Annotated in this window: 13 protein-coding genes and 2 pseudogenes; 7 read left to right on the top strand and 8 right to left on the bottom strand. The window is 70.5% G+C overall.

The window, feature by feature from the left end; genetic code table 11:
- Positions 1-19: 19 nt before the first annotated feature.
- The 4 genes and pseudogenes from FRANEAN1_RS43695 to FRANEAN1_RS19160 all read left to right on the top strand — a co-directional run.
- Positions 20-365: pseudogene (locus FRANEAN1_RS43695) on the top strand (transposase family protein); the annotation flags it as partial.
- A gap of 576 nt (positions 366-941) precedes the next feature.
- Positions 942-2,171 (top strand): endonuclease/exonuclease/phosphatase family protein, encoded by a 1,230-nt coding sequence (locus FRANEAN1_RS19165; RefSeq protein WP_198145332.1) that lies wholly within the window; start codon positions 942-944, stop codon positions 2,169-2,171.
- 127 nt (positions 2,172-2,298) lie between these two features.
- A pseudogene (locus FRANEAN1_RS41255) lies at positions 2,299-2,442 on the top strand (IS5/IS1182 family transposase); the annotation flags it as partial.
- A 601-nt stretch (positions 2,443-3,043) separates the two neighbouring features.
- Positions 3,044-3,829: a hypothetical protein gene (locus FRANEAN1_RS19160; protein ID WP_041254372.1), complete on the top strand. Its 786-nt coding sequence runs from the start codon at positions 3,044-3,046 to the stop codon at positions 3,827-3,829.
- A gap of 161 nt (positions 3,830-3,990) precedes the next feature.
- Here the strand turns inward: FRANEAN1_RS19160 and FRANEAN1_RS19155 are convergent, their stop codons facing one another.
- The 8 genes from FRANEAN1_RS19155 to FRANEAN1_RS19120 all read right to left on the bottom strand — a co-directional run bounded on the left by FRANEAN1_RS19155 (position 3,991) and on the right by FRANEAN1_RS19120 (position 12,999).
- A complete protein-coding gene (locus FRANEAN1_RS19155; RefSeq protein WP_020461471.1) occupies positions 3,991-4,884 on the bottom strand; it encodes a carbohydrate ABC transporter permease in 894 nt (297 codons plus the stop codon).
- Between the two features lie 75 nt (positions 4,885-4,959).
- On the bottom strand, positions 4,960-5,919 hold the full coding sequence (locus FRANEAN1_RS19150) for a sugar ABC transporter permease (protein WP_020461470.1): 960 nt from the start codon (positions 5,917-5,919) through the stop codon (positions 4,960-4,962).
- A gap of 135 nt (positions 5,920-6,054) precedes the next feature.
- Positions 6,055-7,449 (bottom strand): ABC transporter substrate-binding protein, encoded by a 1,395-nt coding sequence (locus FRANEAN1_RS19145; protein ID WP_020461469.1) that lies wholly within the window; start codon positions 7,447-7,449, stop codon positions 6,055-6,057.
- Positions 7,446-8,657 (bottom strand): ABC transporter ATP-binding protein, encoded by a 1,212-nt coding sequence (locus FRANEAN1_RS19140; protein WP_020461468.1) that lies wholly within the window; start codon positions 8,655-8,657, stop codon positions 7,446-7,448. The genes FRANEAN1_RS19145 and FRANEAN1_RS19140 overlap by 4 nt, the downstream gene beginning before the upstream one ends.
- Before the next feature lie 247 nt (positions 8,658-8,904).
- Positions 8,905-9,900 carry a PDR/VanB family oxidoreductase gene (locus FRANEAN1_RS19135; protein WP_020461467.1) on the bottom strand — a complete coding sequence of 332 codons (996 nt, stop codon included), beginning with the start codon at positions 9,898-9,900 and terminating at the stop codon, positions 8,905-8,907.
- Positions 9,901-9,938: 38 nt separating this feature from the next.
- On the bottom strand, positions 9,939-10,952 hold the full coding sequence (locus tag FRANEAN1_RS19130; RefSeq protein ID WP_020461466.1) for a LysR family transcriptional regulator: 1,014 nt from the start codon (positions 10,950-10,952) through the stop codon (positions 9,939-9,941).
- A gap of 227 nt (positions 10,953-11,179) precedes the next feature.
- Positions 11,180-12,463 (bottom strand): cytochrome P450, encoded by a 1,284-nt coding sequence (locus FRANEAN1_RS19125; RefSeq protein ID WP_020461465.1) that lies wholly within the window; start codon positions 12,461-12,463, stop codon positions 11,180-11,182.
- Positions 12,460-12,999, bottom strand: a complete 540-nt coding sequence (locus tag FRANEAN1_RS19120) for a PaaI family thioesterase (RefSeq protein ID WP_020461464.1) — start codon at positions 12,997-12,999, stop codon at positions 12,460-12,462. Before FRANEAN1_RS19120 ends, FRANEAN1_RS19125 begins: the two co-directional genes overlap by 4 nt.
- A 321-nt stretch (positions 13,000-13,320) precedes the next feature.
- On the opposite strand from FRANEAN1_RS19120, the gene FRANEAN1_RS19115 reads away from it, so the two are divergent.
- The 3 genes from FRANEAN1_RS19115 to FRANEAN1_RS19105 all read left to right on the top strand — a co-directional run bounded on the left by FRANEAN1_RS19115 (position 13,321) and on the right by FRANEAN1_RS19105 (position 16,202).
- Positions 13,321-14,574: a cytochrome P450 gene (locus tag FRANEAN1_RS19115; RefSeq protein ID WP_020461463.1), complete on the top strand. Its 1,254-nt coding sequence runs from the start codon at positions 13,321-13,323 to the stop codon at positions 14,572-14,574.
- Between the two features lie 150 nt (positions 14,575-14,724).
- Positions 14,725-16,017: a cytochrome P450 gene (locus tag FRANEAN1_RS19110; RefSeq protein WP_020461462.1), complete on the top strand. Its 1,293-nt coding sequence runs from the start codon at positions 14,725-14,727 to the stop codon at positions 16,015-16,017.
- A complete protein-coding gene (locus tag FRANEAN1_RS19105; protein ID WP_020461461.1) occupies positions 16,014-16,202 on the top strand; it encodes a ferredoxin in 189 nt (62 codons plus the stop codon). Before FRANEAN1_RS19110 ends, FRANEAN1_RS19105 begins: the two co-directional genes overlap by 4 nt.
- Positions 16,203-16,240 lie beyond the last annotated feature (38 nt).

Here is a 16,240-nt window from a genome sequence, read left to right as displayed (position 1 = left end):
TGTCCACCCGGAGCTTCACGTGCTTGTCTACCCAGCCGGGATCGATCTGTCCACCCGGTCGCTGTGCCTGTTGACCGATCTCCTGCACGCCCGTCGCCGCGAGCGCGGGACCCGCTGGCAGCGTCTGCCCGCCGACCGGCCCCACTACTCCGGCAAGCACAAGCGCCACGGGATGAACGTGTAGGTCCTCGCCGATCCGGCGGGCCGGTTGCGGTGGGTCTCACCGGCGTTTCCCGGCGCGGTCCACGACATTCGCGCCGCCCGCACCCACAGCCATCCCCGACGGGTCGGCCGAGCAGAACGTCGCCTGCTGGGCGGACAAGGGCTACCAGGGCACGCCCACCCCGGTCCGGGTTCCCTTCCGTACCCTTGTTCAGACTGGGCCCACCCTCCACCTCAACGCCTCACCGCGAGGTTGAAAAGGGCTCAGTCACGATGATCCAATGGGGATCGAGGACGACGCGCAAGGCACTCGTTCATCGGCGAGACAGCGCGTCCGGTGGGCATACGTTTGACCGGCTGGGCCCTCGGCCGCGCCCAGCACCAAGCCCTACTGCCCGCCGGGGATGCCATCCGGATCCCCGCCCCGGCACCGGTCAAGTCGGATCCGGGTGAACAAGGCATCAATACCAGCTCCAGGCCGATCTCACCCAGCCGGCAATATGCGGGCAGTAGTACGAATAGAGCTCGGTAGATGTGCGTGTTCCGGCCTGCGCGTCAGCAGCTTTGGCCTGCCAGCGTATCGCCAGGATGATTCCTTGGAATGCCCGCCAGAGCCGCCATCCAGCCACATGCGGCATTTCTTCGTGCCGACCTCTGCGGCGCGTCGCTTCAGCGTTTCAAGCGACCTTGATACTTTCCACGCCGGGACGGATGCTCTGCCCTTGCGTCCTGCCGCTATTTCCTGTTTCTTGCATCATTTTCGGGAAGTTAAAAGACCTATGAGACCCTACACTTGGCGGCGCATCACGATATCGGCATCGGTGCTGCTAGCCAGTTTCGCCTTCGTCGCGCCAGCACTGGCTGAAACGGCACCCACCCAGCCGATCGCGACCGACTTCAGCAGCCACGGCACGGATCCACCCGATGGACCAGTCACGAAGCAGCTCACGGTCAACACCTACAACCTGTATCTCGGCGCCGACCTCACCCCGATCGTCACCGCCCCGGACCAGCAAGAGATGATCAATCAGGCCCGGATCGCCTACGAGCACGTGTTGTGGGCCGACTTCCCTGCGCGGGCGCAGGCAATCGCGAAGCTGCTCGCCCGGCAACGACCCGACGTACTCGGCCTGCAGGAGGTCGCGCTGTGGCAAGAGGGCCCGATCGGCGGCCCACTGCGCACAACCGTCGATTACCTGCCGATCCTACAGAAAGCACTCAAGGAACGCGGCCTGAACTACGAGGTCGCCGCGGAGAACACCAACTTCTCCGGCCAGTTGCCGATCAGCGCCACCAGACAAGTGAGGTTCACCGACCACGACGCTATTCTCGTTCGAACCGGCATCCCCGGCCGGTGGCAAGTCAGCCACCCCGAATCGCACGAGTACGTGGCTCGACTGACTCTCCCGACCGCGGCTGGGCCATTTACGATCACGCGCGGCTGGTCGGCGGTCGACGTGACCGCCCGAGGAAAGACGGTACGAGTCGCCAACACGCACCTGGAGCCTGTCAGCCCGCAGGTTCGTAACGCCCAGGCGAACGAGCTCTATTCCGCGCTCGTCACCGCGACACGCCCGGTGATCCTACTCGGCGATCTGAATTCACAACCGAGCGACCTCACCGGCCCGTATGGCCTGTTCACCCAGGGCGGATATACGGACGCGTGGGCGACGATCCACGGCCCAGACGGCGGATTCACCGCCACGCAGATCGAACTCGATGTTATGCCCTCGACCCTTGATCGGCGCATCGATTACGTGCTGTACCAACCTACGCGTCCCGAACACTCCGACCTCGAACAGGTCCGGGCGGCGCGGGCGACCGTGATCGGTAACAAGCTGCGCGACCGGACCCCCTCCGGGCTGTGGCCCTCCGATCACGCGGGTGTCGTAGCCGCGCTCACCGTTTCCCATCAACGGCATTGCCTCTGCGATGCGTCGCCGGCGCACTGGAACACGTGGAGCATCTTCGATACCTACTTCCCGCTGACCTCGCTGGCCAGCAGGTAATGCTGGACGAGTCGGTCCCCACCTCAAGGCCGGTCCCGGGAGCGTGCGGTGGATGTCCCAGCGCCGCGCGCTGCCCTGGTCATCGGCGGGCCGGGGCGGTTCACCTCGCCACTCGGCCGACCCATCTGGCTGGCTGATGGCCTACAGCCGCCTCGCCCGCGACTACGAAGCCCGCCCCACCCGCTCCGAATCCATGATCCACCTTGCGATGATCGACCTCATGGCCCGCCGCGCCACCTGCGAATCAACCCCAACCTGGCGAGAAACATGAATCCGAATCAAACGAAACCCACGGGATCGAACACCCACTCACAGAGCTTCTTCGGCCTACGTCCCACGGTGCCCGTTCATGGGTCGCACTGACAGGTCTCCGAGCCCGCTGGAGGTATTGAGATGACACGCCGGACTGGATTCCCGAGCCGACATCGCCACTTGTGATCATTCCGTATTTCGCCTGATCCACTGTCCGGCTCCCCGCCTCGCCCGAAGATGGAGGTGTTGCGCACTGAGTTGTTGGGTGCGCGCGGAGATTGAGTCGTCCGCGCGAATACTGACATCTTGCACCCGCCACTTTGAATCGCATCAAGGCGATACCCGTCGTTTTGTCGGCGAGGGTTACCGACACCCCGCCAGAATGTGCGCCGCTTCCGAGGCGGGCAGGCAGGCCTACCTTAGGATGCTCGCCAGGAGCTCCTAAATATGGACCTGCACGATAAATCCTGGGTCTTGACGGCCGTAACGTGTTGCCGTGGCACGGCAAGAAAGATTCAGACAATCCCCGCAAGCCATAAGGAAAGATAATGATTACCCGGAAAAGAAATTTCCGCACGTTGATACTCTCATCTCTTGTCGCCTTCGCGAGTGTTCCACTCATGGCTGGGATCGCTCAGGCACAGCCGGCGACCCTTCCGACGGACATCCCGCCGCCCGGGGCCGGGGACTTCCCGCCGCCCGGGCGGGGAGACTTCCCGCCGCCCGGCCCGGGAGACTTCCCGCCGCCTGGCCGGGGAGACTTCCGGCCGGCCGGGTACGGGGACTACCCGCCGCCCGGCCCGGGAGACTACCGGCCGGCCGGGTACGGGGACTACCCGCCGCCCGGCCCGGTGGACTACCTGCCGATCGGGTACGGGGACTACCCGCCGGACGGCCCGGTGGACTACCTGCCGATCGGGTACGGGGACTACCCGCCGGACGGCCCGGCGGACTACCTGCCGATCGGGTACGGGGACTACCCGCCGGACGGCCCGGGAGACTTCCTGCCGATCGGGCCCGAAGACTACCCGCCGGTCGGGGTCGGGGACTACCCACCGGCCGGGTACGGGGACTACCCGCCGGACGGCCCGGGAGACTTCCTGCCGATCGGGCCCGAAGACTACCCGCCGGTCGGGGTCGGGGACTACCCACCGGCCGGGTATGGGGACTACCCGCCGGACGGCCCGGCGGACTTCCTGCCGATCGGGTACGGGGACTACCCGCCGGACGGCCCGGCGGACTACCTGCCGATCGGGTACGGGGACTACCCGCCGGACGGCCCGGGAGACTTCCTGCCGATCGGGTACGGGGACTACCCGCCGGACGGCCCGGCGGACTTCCCGCCGGCCGGGTACGGGGACTACCCGCCGCCCGGCCCGACAGGCTCGGCATCGGCCGGGGTCTGACCCCGCCGCCGTTGACCACGAGATGACATAAGAACACGCAGGCCGGAGGTCCCAGCGTGCTGGAAACCTCCGGCCTGCTTGCTTGGCGCGCCTACCGATATCCGGTATGTGTGGCCCAGGACCGTTCCCTGACCTGCCCGGACTCTGCCAGTTCCTGGTGGTTACCTGAGTCCGGAGCGGACGAACGCACCCACGACGTGGCGCTGAAGGAGCAGATAGATCCCGAAGATGGGCAGGCACGCGAGGCCGGAGCCGGCCATCAGGCCGCCCCAGTCGGGGCCCTCCACGCCGACGAACAGGCCGCGCAGGCCGAGCTGGACGACCGAGTCGGCGCGCTGGAGCACCAGCGCCGGCCAGAAGTAGTCGTTCCAGGCGTTGATGAACAGCACGATGCTGAGCGCGGCCAGCGGGGCGCGCAGGTTGGGCACGACGACCGTCCACAGGATCGACCAGGCCGACCGCCCGTCCATCCGCGCGGCGTCGAGCAGGTCGCGGGGGAAGCTCGCCATGTGCTGGCGCAACAGGAGCACCCCGAGCGCGGAGGCGAGGTTCGGGACGATCACACCGGCGAGCGTGTTCAGCAGGCCGAGGCGGTAGAGCAGGGTGTAGTTCGGCAGCATCGTCACCTGGAACGGGACCAGCCATGTCCCGACGAACGCCAGGTAGAGGACGGTCTGGCCGCGGAAGCGCCAGGCGGTGAACGCGTAGGCCGCCAGCAGGCCTACGAGGAGCTGGCCAACGGAGATCAGCGCGGCCACGGCGAACGTGTTGAGGATCAGCCGGCCGATCGGGATGACGTCCCAGACGTGCGTGTAGTTGCCGACGGAGAGCGGCCACGGGAGCAGGGAGACGTTGTAGACCTCCTCCGGCCGACGCAGCGAGGTGGCGTACATCCAGTAGATCGGGAAGATGCAGGCGAGGCTCAGCGCGGCGAGGACGCCGTGGCCGACGGCGGTGCGCAGCCACACCCGCGCGCCGGTCTCGCCGGCGAGGTCCGCGACGGCGGACGGTTCCCCGCGCGCCGGTGCCGGCGCGGTCGTGTCGGCCACCGCCATGGCGAGCCCCCTTCAGAGATCGTGTCAGCCGCCAGCCGCCAGCCGCGAGTCGTCGGCGGCCGGCGGCTGCGGCGGTCAGTTGTCGTGGAAGGTCAGTCGGTCGGAGAGGCGGACGAGCCCGATGGCGACCACCCCGAACGCGACGAAGAAGAGCAGCCCGGCACTGGCCGCGAAGCCGGCGTCGAAGTTCTGGAAGCCCCACTCCCAGAGCAGGTAGTAGACGTTCGTCGTGGCCGAGTCCGGGCCGCCCTGGGTGAGGGTGTCGATCAGCGGGAAGGTGAGCTGGCCGGACATCAGCACGGTCATCAGCGCGAGGAACACCAGCGTCGGGGAGAGCAGCGGCAGGGTGATCCACCGGGTGGTCTGCCAGCGCGAGGCCCGGTCGAGCATCGCCGCCGCCGTGTACTCGTCGTCGATGCCCGCCAGGCCGGCGCTGACGACGAGGACGGCGAAGCCGAGCAGGTGCCACCCGGTGATCACGACGATGGCGATCTGCGCCGGCCCCGGCTCGTGGATCCAGTTGATCGGATGTCCGATCAGCCGGTCCACCGCGCCGCTGGTCGGGTCGAGCATCCACTGCCACACCGCGGCGCCCGCAACCGGCGGGACCAGGACCGGCGCGAAGATCATGGCCCGGTAGACGGCGCGGCCGCGGCCGCGGATGGCGGATGTCCACAGGGCGACGACGGTCGGCAGCGCGACGGTGAACAGCAGCAGCGCCAGCGTCATCGCCGCGGTGAGCCACAGGGCGTGCCACAGGTCGGGCAGCTCGAGCAACCGGCGGTAGTTGTCCAGGCCGACGGGTTCCTTCGGCGTGGTCGGCAGCAGGTTCCAGGAGAAGAACGACAGGTTCACCGCGGCGGCCAGCGGCCGGTACGTCCACACCGCCAGGCAGCCGAGCGCGGGCAGCAGGAACAGGTACGGCGGCAGCGCCCGCAGCAGCCGCCGGGCCGGCGACGGCCGCGCCGCCGCGACCGGTACGACCGTCGCCGACGGCCGGGGCAGCGCGTCGATCTCGACGAAGGCTCCGGTCATCACCCTTCCTCCAGGTCGCTACGGCAGATCGGTTCAGTACGGCAGGTCGGTGCGGACGGCGTCCCGCCCGCCGCGCGGGACCGGCACGGCGGGCGGGACGGGCACACAGGTGGAACAGGCGGAACAGGCGGACGGTCAGGACCGGGGCAGCAGCTTCGCGGCCTGGTTCTGGGCGTCGGTGAGCGTCTTCTGCGGGTCGGCGCCGCTGTAGACGACGCTCTCGACCGCCTCGAGCATCCCGGTGCGGATCTGGACGTAGTTGTTGCCCGGGAAGGACACCCACGGCTTCAGCTTCGCGAGCTGGTCGACGTTCGGCTTGACCAGCGGGTTCTGCTCGGCCCAGGTCTTCAGGCCGTTCGGGTCGTCGAGCAGCCCGGTGCGCAGCGGCAGGTAGCCGATCTTGCTGGTGATCTGCGTGTAGGCCGCGTCGCTGGTCAGGTAGGTGATCAGCTCCCAGGCGGCCCGCTGCTTCGCCGCGTCCTTGGCGAACATGAACAGCGCCGCCCCGGAGTTCGTCGGCACGACCGGCTTGCCGGTGAAGCTCGGCATGACGGTGGCGCGCAGCGTCCACGGCGGCTTGGCGCCGCCGGCGCCCTTGATGAAGGTGCCCTGCGCCGCACTGGTCTCGACGATCATGCCGATCTCACCGCGGGCGAACGCCGGGTAGGCCTGGTCCTGTGACAGCTTCGGGCTGGCGCCGGAGTTGACCAGGTCCTGCGCCATCTCGACCGCCTGCACCGCGGGCGCCTCGGCGAAGGTGAGCTTGGTGCGGTCCTCGGAGATCACCGAGCCGCCGTTGGAGGCGACCAGCGCCTGGTAGCACCAGTCGCCGGAGACCTTGGTGAGGCAGTCGATGTAACCGCCATTCTTGCCGGTCTTCGCCTTGATGGCCAGCGCGGCGGTCTTGAACTCGTCCCAGGTCGTGGGCGGCTTCTCCGGGTCGAGGCCGGCCTGGGTGAACAGGTCGGCGTTGTAGTACAGCACCGGGGTGGAGAAGACGAACGGCATGCCGTAGGTCTTGCCGTCGACATCTCCGAGGGTGCGCGCCGTCGGCGCGAACGGGTGGGTGCCGGCGAAGTTCTCCTGGACGGCGTCGCGCCCGACGATGTCGTCGAGCGGCTTCGCGCCGAGCGCGGTCGCGGTGTAGCCGAGGTCGCCGAAGGTGAGCTGGGCGACGTCGGGGGCGTTGCCGGTGGCGATCTGGGCCTGGATGCTCGCGGTGGCCGCCGAGCCGTAGCCCTTCAGAGTGGAGGTCTGCGGCTTCTGCGCGGTGACCGAGATGTTCGGGTGGGCCTTCTCGAAGTCGGCGATCAGGCCGTTGAAGGTGTCCGTCCACGGGCCGGGCTGGGCGAGGTTGTAGCTCTCGAAGACAATCGAGACCTTCTGGTCCGGCCCGAGCTCGGGCACGACCCCGGCGGTGGACGTCCCGCCCGCGTCGGCGCCGTCGTCGGATCCGCAGGCGGCGAGGGTGAGGGCGAGCGCGGCAGCGCAGGCGGCCGCCACGCCCCGGGCAAAGCGCCGTCGTTTCACGTCGAGCTCCTTTGATGAGTGGTCACGCCGTCGTGGAGTGCCGCGGCCGGCTCGTGGTCGGCCGGCTCGTGGTCGGCCGACTGGCGGTCGGCCAGCGGGCGGTCGGCCAGCGGGCGCCAGGCGAGCCGCCGGCCGCTGTGCCGGTCGAACAGGTGGATGTGGTCGCGCGCCGTGGTGAGCGCGACGGGCTGGCCGGCGGCCAGCCCGAGGGGGCGGGCGCCCCGGAAGTGCACGAGGGCGCCGCCGACCGCGCACTGCGCGGACTCCTCGGCGCCGAGGTTCTCCACCGCCCGCACGACACCGCGCAGCCGCGGCATCCCGCCCGGGCCCGCCGGGCCCTCGGCGGCCATCAGGTGGAGGTGTTCGGGCCGGATCCCGAGGATCACGTCACGGGCCTCGACGTCCTCGCCGGGCCACAGGTCGACCTCGACGTCGTCGGCGAGCACCCGCACCCGGCCGTCGTGGCACTCCACTCGGGCGGGCAGCAGGTTCATCGGCGGGGAGCCGAGGAAGCCAGCGACGAACACCGAGGCCGGGCTGTCGTAGACCTCGGTCGGCGTGCCGAGCTGCTCGAGGCGCCCGCCGTCGAGCATCGCGATCCGGGTCGCGAGGCTGAGCGCCTCGACTTGGTCGTGGGTGACGTAGAGGACGGTGCTGCCGAGGGTCTCGTGCAGCATCCGGAACTGGGCCCGGGTCGCCTGGCGCAGCTTGGCGTCCAGGTTCGACAGCGGCTCGTCCATCAGGAACGCCCGCGGGTCGCGGATGATCGCCCGGCCGACGGCGACCCGCTGGCGCTGGCCGCCGGAGAGCTCCCGCGGCCGGCGGTCGAGCAGCGGACCGAGCTCGAGCAGCGCGGCGACCTCCTCGACCCGGCGGCGGACCTCGGCGCGGGGCGTGCGGGCCGCGCGCAGCGGGAAGCCGATGTTGCGGGCCACGGTCAGGTGCGGGTACAGGGCGTAGCTCTGGAAGACCATCGCCAGGTCGCGCCGGGCGGGTGGGGCGTGGGTGATGTCCCGGCCGTCGAGCAGCACCCGGCCGCCGGACGGTGTGATCAGGCCGGCGACGAGCCGCAGCAGGGTGGACTTCCCGCAGCCGCTCGGGCCGAGCAGCACCAGGAACTCGCCGTCGGCGATGTCGAGGCTGACGCCGTCCACGGCGACGACGTCGCCGTATCTCTTCGTCAGCCCGTCGAGCTCGATCCTGCCCACGGTGGTTGACTCCTCCCCGACACAGCACTGACGTTCCGCCGTCCGCACGCCTGGGACGAGTCGTCCCGGCGGCGTTTGTGCCGGCCGTCCTCCCTGGTCAGACCCCTTGTCCGGCGGCTGAAGAATATGAGCGGATCGAGTTTTCAGGGAAGGCCCATTGCACATTCGGATGAACCGATTGGCGACATGGATTACCGGCCGCGCAAAACAGCCGTTGGAATAGCGGTGGAAATCCTCGGGGTGTATTTCAGATGTCCAGGACGAGACGTCCGCCCAGGCCACGCGAGACGCAGACCATCATCGTCCGGCCGCCGTCGCGCTCGGCCGGGGTCAGGACGGTGTCACGGTGGTCGACACCGCCCTCGACCACCGGCGTCTCGCAGGTGCCGCACGTACCGTCCCGGCAGGAGGAGGTGACGGCGGCCCCGGCCGCCTCCAGCACCTCCAGGACCGACTGCCCGGGCCCGACCCGCAGCACCCGCCCGCTACGGGCCAGGCACAGCTCGAAGGCGCCGTCGGTGTCGCGGTGGGCGGGCTCTGCGGGGTGGAACCGCTCGACGTGCAGGGCGCCGGCGGGCCACTGCGCGCAGTGCCCCTCGATGGCCCCGAGCAGACCCTCGGGCCCGCAGCAGTAGACCGCCGTCTCCTCGTGCTCGCCGGAGGCACGCAGGCCGTCCAGGACGGGGCCGAGGGGAAGCAGCCCGTGGGTGTCCTGCGGGTGCAGGACGACCCGGTCGCCGTGGCGGGCGAGGTCGTCGGCGAAGGCCATCGCCGCGCGGTGGCGCCCGCCGTAGAGCAGCCGCCACTCGGCGCCACGCGCGGCGAGCTCGTCGATCATCGGCAGCAGCGGGGTGACGCCGATCCCGCCGGCGACCAGCAGGTAGCGCGGCGCGGCGACCAGGGGGAACGCGTTGCGCGGCTGCCCTACCGGCAGCAACGCGCCGGCACCGACCCGGTCGTGCAGGTGCACCGAACCGCCGCGGCCGGCGGCCTCCCGCAGCACCGCGATCCGCCAATGGTGGCGATCCGCTGGATCACCGCACAGCGAGTACTGCCGCACCGTCCCCGGCCGCACCGTGACGTCGACATGCGCGCCGGGTGTCCAGGGCGGCAATGCGGCGCCGATCGGATCGGCCAGATCGAAACAGACGACATCCTCGGCGACGTGGCGGCGGGCGCGGACCGTCAGCGTCAGCGTCTGCCGCTGTTCGGCTCGATCCACGGTGGACGGGGACGAGGACACAGGCGACCTCCGACGGAAATCCCATTTCGGACCGGGGCCTAGTTCAGGCGATTTCCTGCGACGGTAACGGCGGCTGCTGCCTGCCGGGCCTGCGTGGGCGCGGCCATCGGGATATTCGATCGCCCCCGCTCCCGCACCCAATCGACCTTGTCCTCGGGGGTCTCAGCCGATTCCCAGTCGCCGGCCGCGTTTTCCAGGCTCTCGAGCAGAGTTTCGACCAGCCGGGTGCGCGGCGGGCGCCACACGACATGAACGGGCAGGGTCGGAACGGGGTCGACCAGTGGAACCGCCCGCGATCCGGCGATTCCCAGCGCGCGTTCCCGGGACGCGAAGCCGACCACCGGGCGGGTGGTCACCAGCAGCGCGCTCGCCCCAGGGTCGTCGACCTCGGCGACGACCCGCAGCTTGATCCGGGCCCGGTCGGCCGACCGGGAGATCGTGTCGTACAGGGCCGGGCACTGCGCCCGGTGGAACAGCAGGCAGCCCTGCCGTTCCAGCTCGCAGAACGGCACCTGGTCGCGCTCGGCCCACTCGTGGTGCTCGCCGACGACGGCCAGGATGCGGACCCGCAGCACCTCCATCGAGTGCAGGCTCGAGGTCGGCGGCAGCCCGAAGATGAAGCCGACGTCGAGCTCCCCGCTGAGCAGGCTCTTGATCTGCGGCCCGGTACGCCGCTCCCACAGCCGCGGCTGCAGGCCCGGGTGGGAGCTGTGCAGGCGGGCCAGCGTGGGCGGGAGAATCCGGTGCCCGGCCGGCAGGTTGAACCCGATGTTGATTTTCCCGGCACGGCCGGCGGCGGTGTCACGGGTGATTTCGAGGGTGCGGCGCTTCAGCTCGAGGATTCTCTTGGCCTCACCCCGGAACGCCTGGCCCGCGGGGGTGAGACGGACCTCACGCGAGGTGCGGGCGACCAGTTGCACGCCGACCTCGCGCTCGAGACGGGCGAGATGCTGGCTCAGTGAGGGCTGTGTCAGGTTCAGTCGTCGGGCGGCCCGGCCAAAATGGACTTCTTCGGCGATGGCGAGGAAAGAGACCAGATGTCGAAACTCCACGAACTTCCTCCCTAATCCCCCGATCGGCCAGTCTAGCCAGCACGGGTAACAGGCGATGAAGTCGGAGTAAGGCGCGAGTAATTGTTCGGAATACATGGTGCTACGGGCGGCCACCACCGAGACAGCACAGAACCTTTCACATTGTAACAATCCAGGCCTGAAATGTGTTCTGCGCCTCAATTCATGGAATTGCCGTACCGGCGGGACCGAAGTGCGGATCAGCCGAATCAGCCGGGTCGGCCGGTGACCCGCACAGGCAGCGACGACATCCCACGGACGACGATGTTCGGCCGGTACGGCGGCGGATCGGCCAGCAGGGTCATCCCGGTCAGGCGGGTGGCGATGCCCCGCAGCACCTCACCGACCTCGAGCCGGACCAACGGGGCACCCAGGCAGTAGTGCAGGCCCATCCCGAGGGCGAGATGGCGGCTCACCCGCGCGCCGCCCGCGTAGCGGTCGACGAGGAACTCGTCGGGCCGGTCGAAGGCGCGGGGGTCACGGTTGGCCGAGCCGAGCATGCAGATGACGGCCTCGCCGGGGGTGAACGTCCGGCCCGCCACGGTCACCTCCGCCCGGGCGGTGCGCGTGGTCACCTGCGCCGGCGCGTCGAACCGCAGGATCTCCTCCACCGCGGGCAGCGCGAGCCCGGGATCGCGCCGCAGCGCGTCGAGCTGCGCGGGGTCACGCAGCAGCGCGAGCACCCCGTTGCCGATCAGGTTGACGGTGGTCTCGTGCCCGGCGACCACGAGGATCAGCAGGGTGCCGAGCAGCTCGGTCGTGGTGAGCCGGTCACCCTCGGCGTGCACCTGGGCGAGCGCGCTGATCAGGTCGTCGCGGGGGTCGGCCCGGCGGGCGGTGACTAGCGCGCCGAAGAACTCGCGGAACTCCTCCACGGCGGCGGTCCGCGCGGCGAGCTCGGCCGGTGAGAGCAGGACGTCGGGGTCGAGCCCGCGCGCGATCCCGGCCGACATCCGGCGCACCGCGGGGTGCTCGGAGATGGGCACCCCGAGCAGCTCGCAGATCATGGTCAGCGGCAGCGGGTAGGCGAGCCCCTCGATCAGGTCCAGCTCCCCCGCCGCCAGGGCGTCGTCGATCAGCCCGTCCACGACCCGGCGGGCCAGCGGGCGGGTCGCCTCGATGGTCCGTGGGGTGAACGCCCGGCTCACCAGGCCGCGCAGCCGGGTGTGGTCCGGCGGCTCCATCCACAGGAACGAGCCGGGCAGCTCGACATCACTGTCCGGGTGGAGCAGCTCCGACTCCTCGGCGTGGCTCCACACCGGGTCGGCGAGGATGGCGGCGCACTCGGCATGGCCGGGGACGAGCATGGTGCCGGCCAGCGGGCCCGGCAGGAAGGTGCCGGCCCGGCGCAGCGTGCCGTACGCGGGATAGGGGTCGTGCCGCCACGCCGGATCGAAGGACTCGATCACGGCCTGCGCGAGCACCGCCTCCGCGTCGGGCACCGCGGGCGCGCCCGCGACAGCGTGCGGTGTGCTCGTGGCGGGGCCCGTCATGCCGGCCCCGCGGCCGGCTCCGTGCTCGGCCCCGCGGCGGGGCCGGCGATCTCGAACAGCAGGCAGGTAGACGAGCCGTGCGCGACCAGGGCACCGGCCGGGTCGGTGACGCGGGCCTCGACCGTCGCCGTGCGGCGCCCGACGTGGACGGCCGTCGCGACGCAGGTGAGCATGCCGCCGTCCAGCGCGACCGGCCGGATGAAGTTCACCTTCAGCTCCAGCGTCGTGTAAAGCACTCCGGCGGGCAGGCGGGTGTAGACCGCGCTGCCCATCGCGGTGTCCATCAGGGTGCTGATAACCCCGCCGTGCACGGTCATCATCGCGTTCGCCGCGGCCGGCGACGGGGTGAGCGTCCAGGTGGACGAGCCGTCGCCCAGCTCGGCGAGCGTGACGCCGAGGGAGTGGCCGACGCCGATGCCGGCCCGCAGCCCGTGCTCGACGAGATCGGCGAGATCACGCAGGCGCCGGGCCTGATCAGGCGCGTCGGCCGCGACGACGGTGTCGGTGGTGCGGTCCCGGTCCAAGGTTCGGTCCATGGTCGGCGGTCTCCCGGTGCGTCGGTGTCGACCAACGAGTCGTCGCGCTGCATCGTGACCCCGGCCGAGCGCGGATGGCGAGCCCCATTGGTATCTCGTATCGATCCATCAGCGACGCTCGGCAGCCGGCAGGCGGCGACCGACGGTACGCGGCCGGCGGTGGACGGTCAGCGGTCGGCGGGGCGCAATCGTCCGATTGGACTCGGCGCTGGGCGCTGTCTTCCGGCGCCGCCGTCCTGCATCGTGCGTGCCGCGGAGTGAGTGCACCCGTGCGCGCGGGCGCGGCCGCACGCACCGCGCTGACGCAGGAGTGGGAGAGCCATGGTCGCCGCCGAGGTCACCGCAGGGGTCGCCGCCGAGTCCGCCCCGGTGGAGTTCACCGCGTTCCATCCGACCCACAAGGCCGATCCGTACGCCGTCTACCAGCGGGTGCGGGAGGCCCGGCCGCTGTGCCCGTTCATGCTCGGCGACATCCCGGTGACGGTGCTCACCCGGTACGCCGACTGCGAGGCGGTGCTGCAGAGCGACGACTGGGTGCACGGCTACGACGCCGGCATCAGCCCGTTCCGGGACGGCGCCGCGAGCGCCCCGCGGTCGTTCCTGCGGATGGACCCGCCGGACCACACCCGGCTGCGCGGGCTGGTCAACAAGGCGTTCACCCCGCGGATCGTCAACCAGATGGCGCCGGGCATCCAGGCCCTCGCCGACCGGCTGGTGGACGGCGCGCTGGCCACCGGGAGCATCGACGTCATCGGCGAGTACGCGGCCCTGATCGCGAGCGCGACGCTCGGCCACCTGCTGGGCGTCCCGGACGACGTCGGCGCGTCGCTGCGCGGCTGGGCGCTGGCCATCGCCCGCGGCACCGACCCCGACAACCTGCTCACCGAGGCCGAGCTCGTCGCACGCCGGCAGGCCACCCAGGATTTCCAGGCCTACTTCGAGGAGCTGATCGCGCAGCGCCGGGCGAACCCCACCGACGACCTGATCAGCCGGATGGCCGCGGCCCGCGACCGCGACGACGCGCTCAGCGAGCTCGAGCTGCTCGGCGTCTCGTCGCTGCTCGTCGTGGCGGGGATGGAGACGTCCATCAACTATGTCGGGTCGGCGGTGCTCTCGCTGCTGCGCCACCCCGACCAGCTGGCGCTGCTGCGCGCCCGGCCGGAGCTGCTCCCCTCCGCGGTGGAGGAGGTGCTGCGCTACGACCCGCCGACGCAGTTCACCATGCGCACCGCGTGCCGCCGGACCGAGCTGGCCGGGCACACGTTCGCCCGCGGCGACGGCGTCCTGCTGGTCAGCGCCGCCGCCGGCCGGGACCCGGCGGCGTTCACCGACCCCGACCGGTTCGACATCACCCGCTACCACGGGCCGCGCCCGGCCCGCCGGCACCTGGGCTTCAGCGTCGGCATCCACTTCTGCCTGGGCGCCCCGCTCGCCCGGATCGAGGCGGCGGCGGCCATCGGGGCCCTCGTCCGGCGCACAACCACCCTGGAGCTCGCCGTCGACGAGGCCGAGCTGGTCTACCTGCCCAGCCTCATCCACCGCGCGCTGGCCACCCTCCCGGTGCGGGTGCGCTGAGCGAAGCCGGCGGGGATGCTGAGGGGGCGGGCGAGCCTAGCCGAGCGGCCAGGAAATTCGTGGCAGTACGTACTCGGACGGGTCGTTTGTCTCGCGCCCGCGCCGGATGGGAGACTTCGGCTGTCGACGTCGAAGGGAGCGGTACAGACCGTGAGTGAGCTCGAGACCAAGGACTTCTTCCGGGACGAGGAGCTCGTCGCGGACCCGTACCCGTTCCTCGAGGCGATGCGCGGGAAGTGCCCCGTGCAGCGCGAGAATCACCACGACGTGGTGATGGTGACGGGGTACGACGAGGCGGTCCAGGTCTTCCACGACTCGGCGACCTTCTCCTCGTGCGTCTCGGTGACGGGTCCGTTCCCGGGTTTCCCCGTCCCGCTCGAGGGCGACGACGTCACCGAGCTGATCGAGCGGCACCGCGGTGAGCTGCCGATGAACGACCAGCTCCCCACGCTCGACCCGCCCACGCACACCGCGCACCGCGCGCTGCTGATGCGGCTGATCACGCCGAAGCGCCTCAAGGAGAACGAGGCGCAGATGTGGCGGCTCGTCGACCAGATGGTCGAGCCGTACCTGGCCGGCGGCGAGGGCGAGTTCATCACCGGCTTCGCCGGGCCGTTCACCCTGCTGGTGATCGCCGACCTGCTGGGCGTGCCCGAGGAGGACCAGGAGGAGTTCCTCGACCGCCTCCAGCGCCAGCCGCAGGAGAGCGGCGGCATCGGCAGCACCGGCGACGACCACATGGCGCACAACCCGCTGGAGTTCCTCTACAACAAGTTCACCGCCTACATCGAGGACCGCCGGCGCGAGCCCCGCGAGGACGTCCTCACCGGGCTGGCGCTGGCGACGTTCCCCGACGGGTCGACCCCGGAGGTCATCGACGCCGTCCGGGTCGCGGCCAACCTGTTCTCCGCCGGACAGGAGACCACCGTCCGGCTACTCTCCTCGGCACTGAAGATCCTCGCCGAGGACCGCGAGCTCCAGCAGCTGCTACGGGCCGAGCCGGACCGCGTCGGCAACTTCATCGAGGAGACGCTGCGGCTGGAGAGCCCGGTCAAGGGCGACTTCCGGCTCTCCCGGGTGCCGACCACCGTCGGCGGCGTCGACCTGCCCGCCGGCACCACGGTCATGGTCGTCAACGGCGCCGCGAACCGCGACCCGCGCCGCTTCGAGAACCCGAGCGTGTTCGACGTCGCCCGCCCGAACGCCCGCCACCACGTGGCGTTCGGCCGTGGCATCCACACCTGCCCCGGCGCCCCGCTCGCCCGCGCCGAGGCGCGTGCGAGCATCGAGCGGCTGCTCGAGCGCACCACCGACATCCGGATCTCCGAAAGCGTGCACGGCCCCGCGGACGACCGCCGGTACAGCTACCTGCCCACCTTCATCCTGCGTGGGCTGACGCACCTCAACCTCGAGTTCACCCTCGCAGAGAGCAAGACGCCATGAAAGTCACCGTTGACGCCGACGGCTGCTGCGGGCATTCCACCTGCTGCACGCTGTGCCCCGAGGTCTTCACCCTCAGCGACGACGGCTACGCGGTGGTCGAGGTCGACGAGGTCCCCGCGGAGTTCGAGAAGGCTGTGCGGGAGGCCGTCGCGAACTGCCCCGAACGGGCCATCACCGCAAGCTGACGTCACGCCGGGCCGGCGGTCTCGCCGCGGGCCCGGCG

It is taken from the genome of Parafrankia sp. EAN1pec, assembly GCF_000018005.1.
GTDB classification, from domain to species: domain Bacteria; phylum Actinomycetota; class Actinomycetes; order Frankiales; family Frankiaceae; genus Parafrankia; species Parafrankia soli.
The sequence above is the reverse complement of the archived record's forward strand: the minus strand, read 5'-3'. Positions and strand labels throughout refer to the sequence as shown.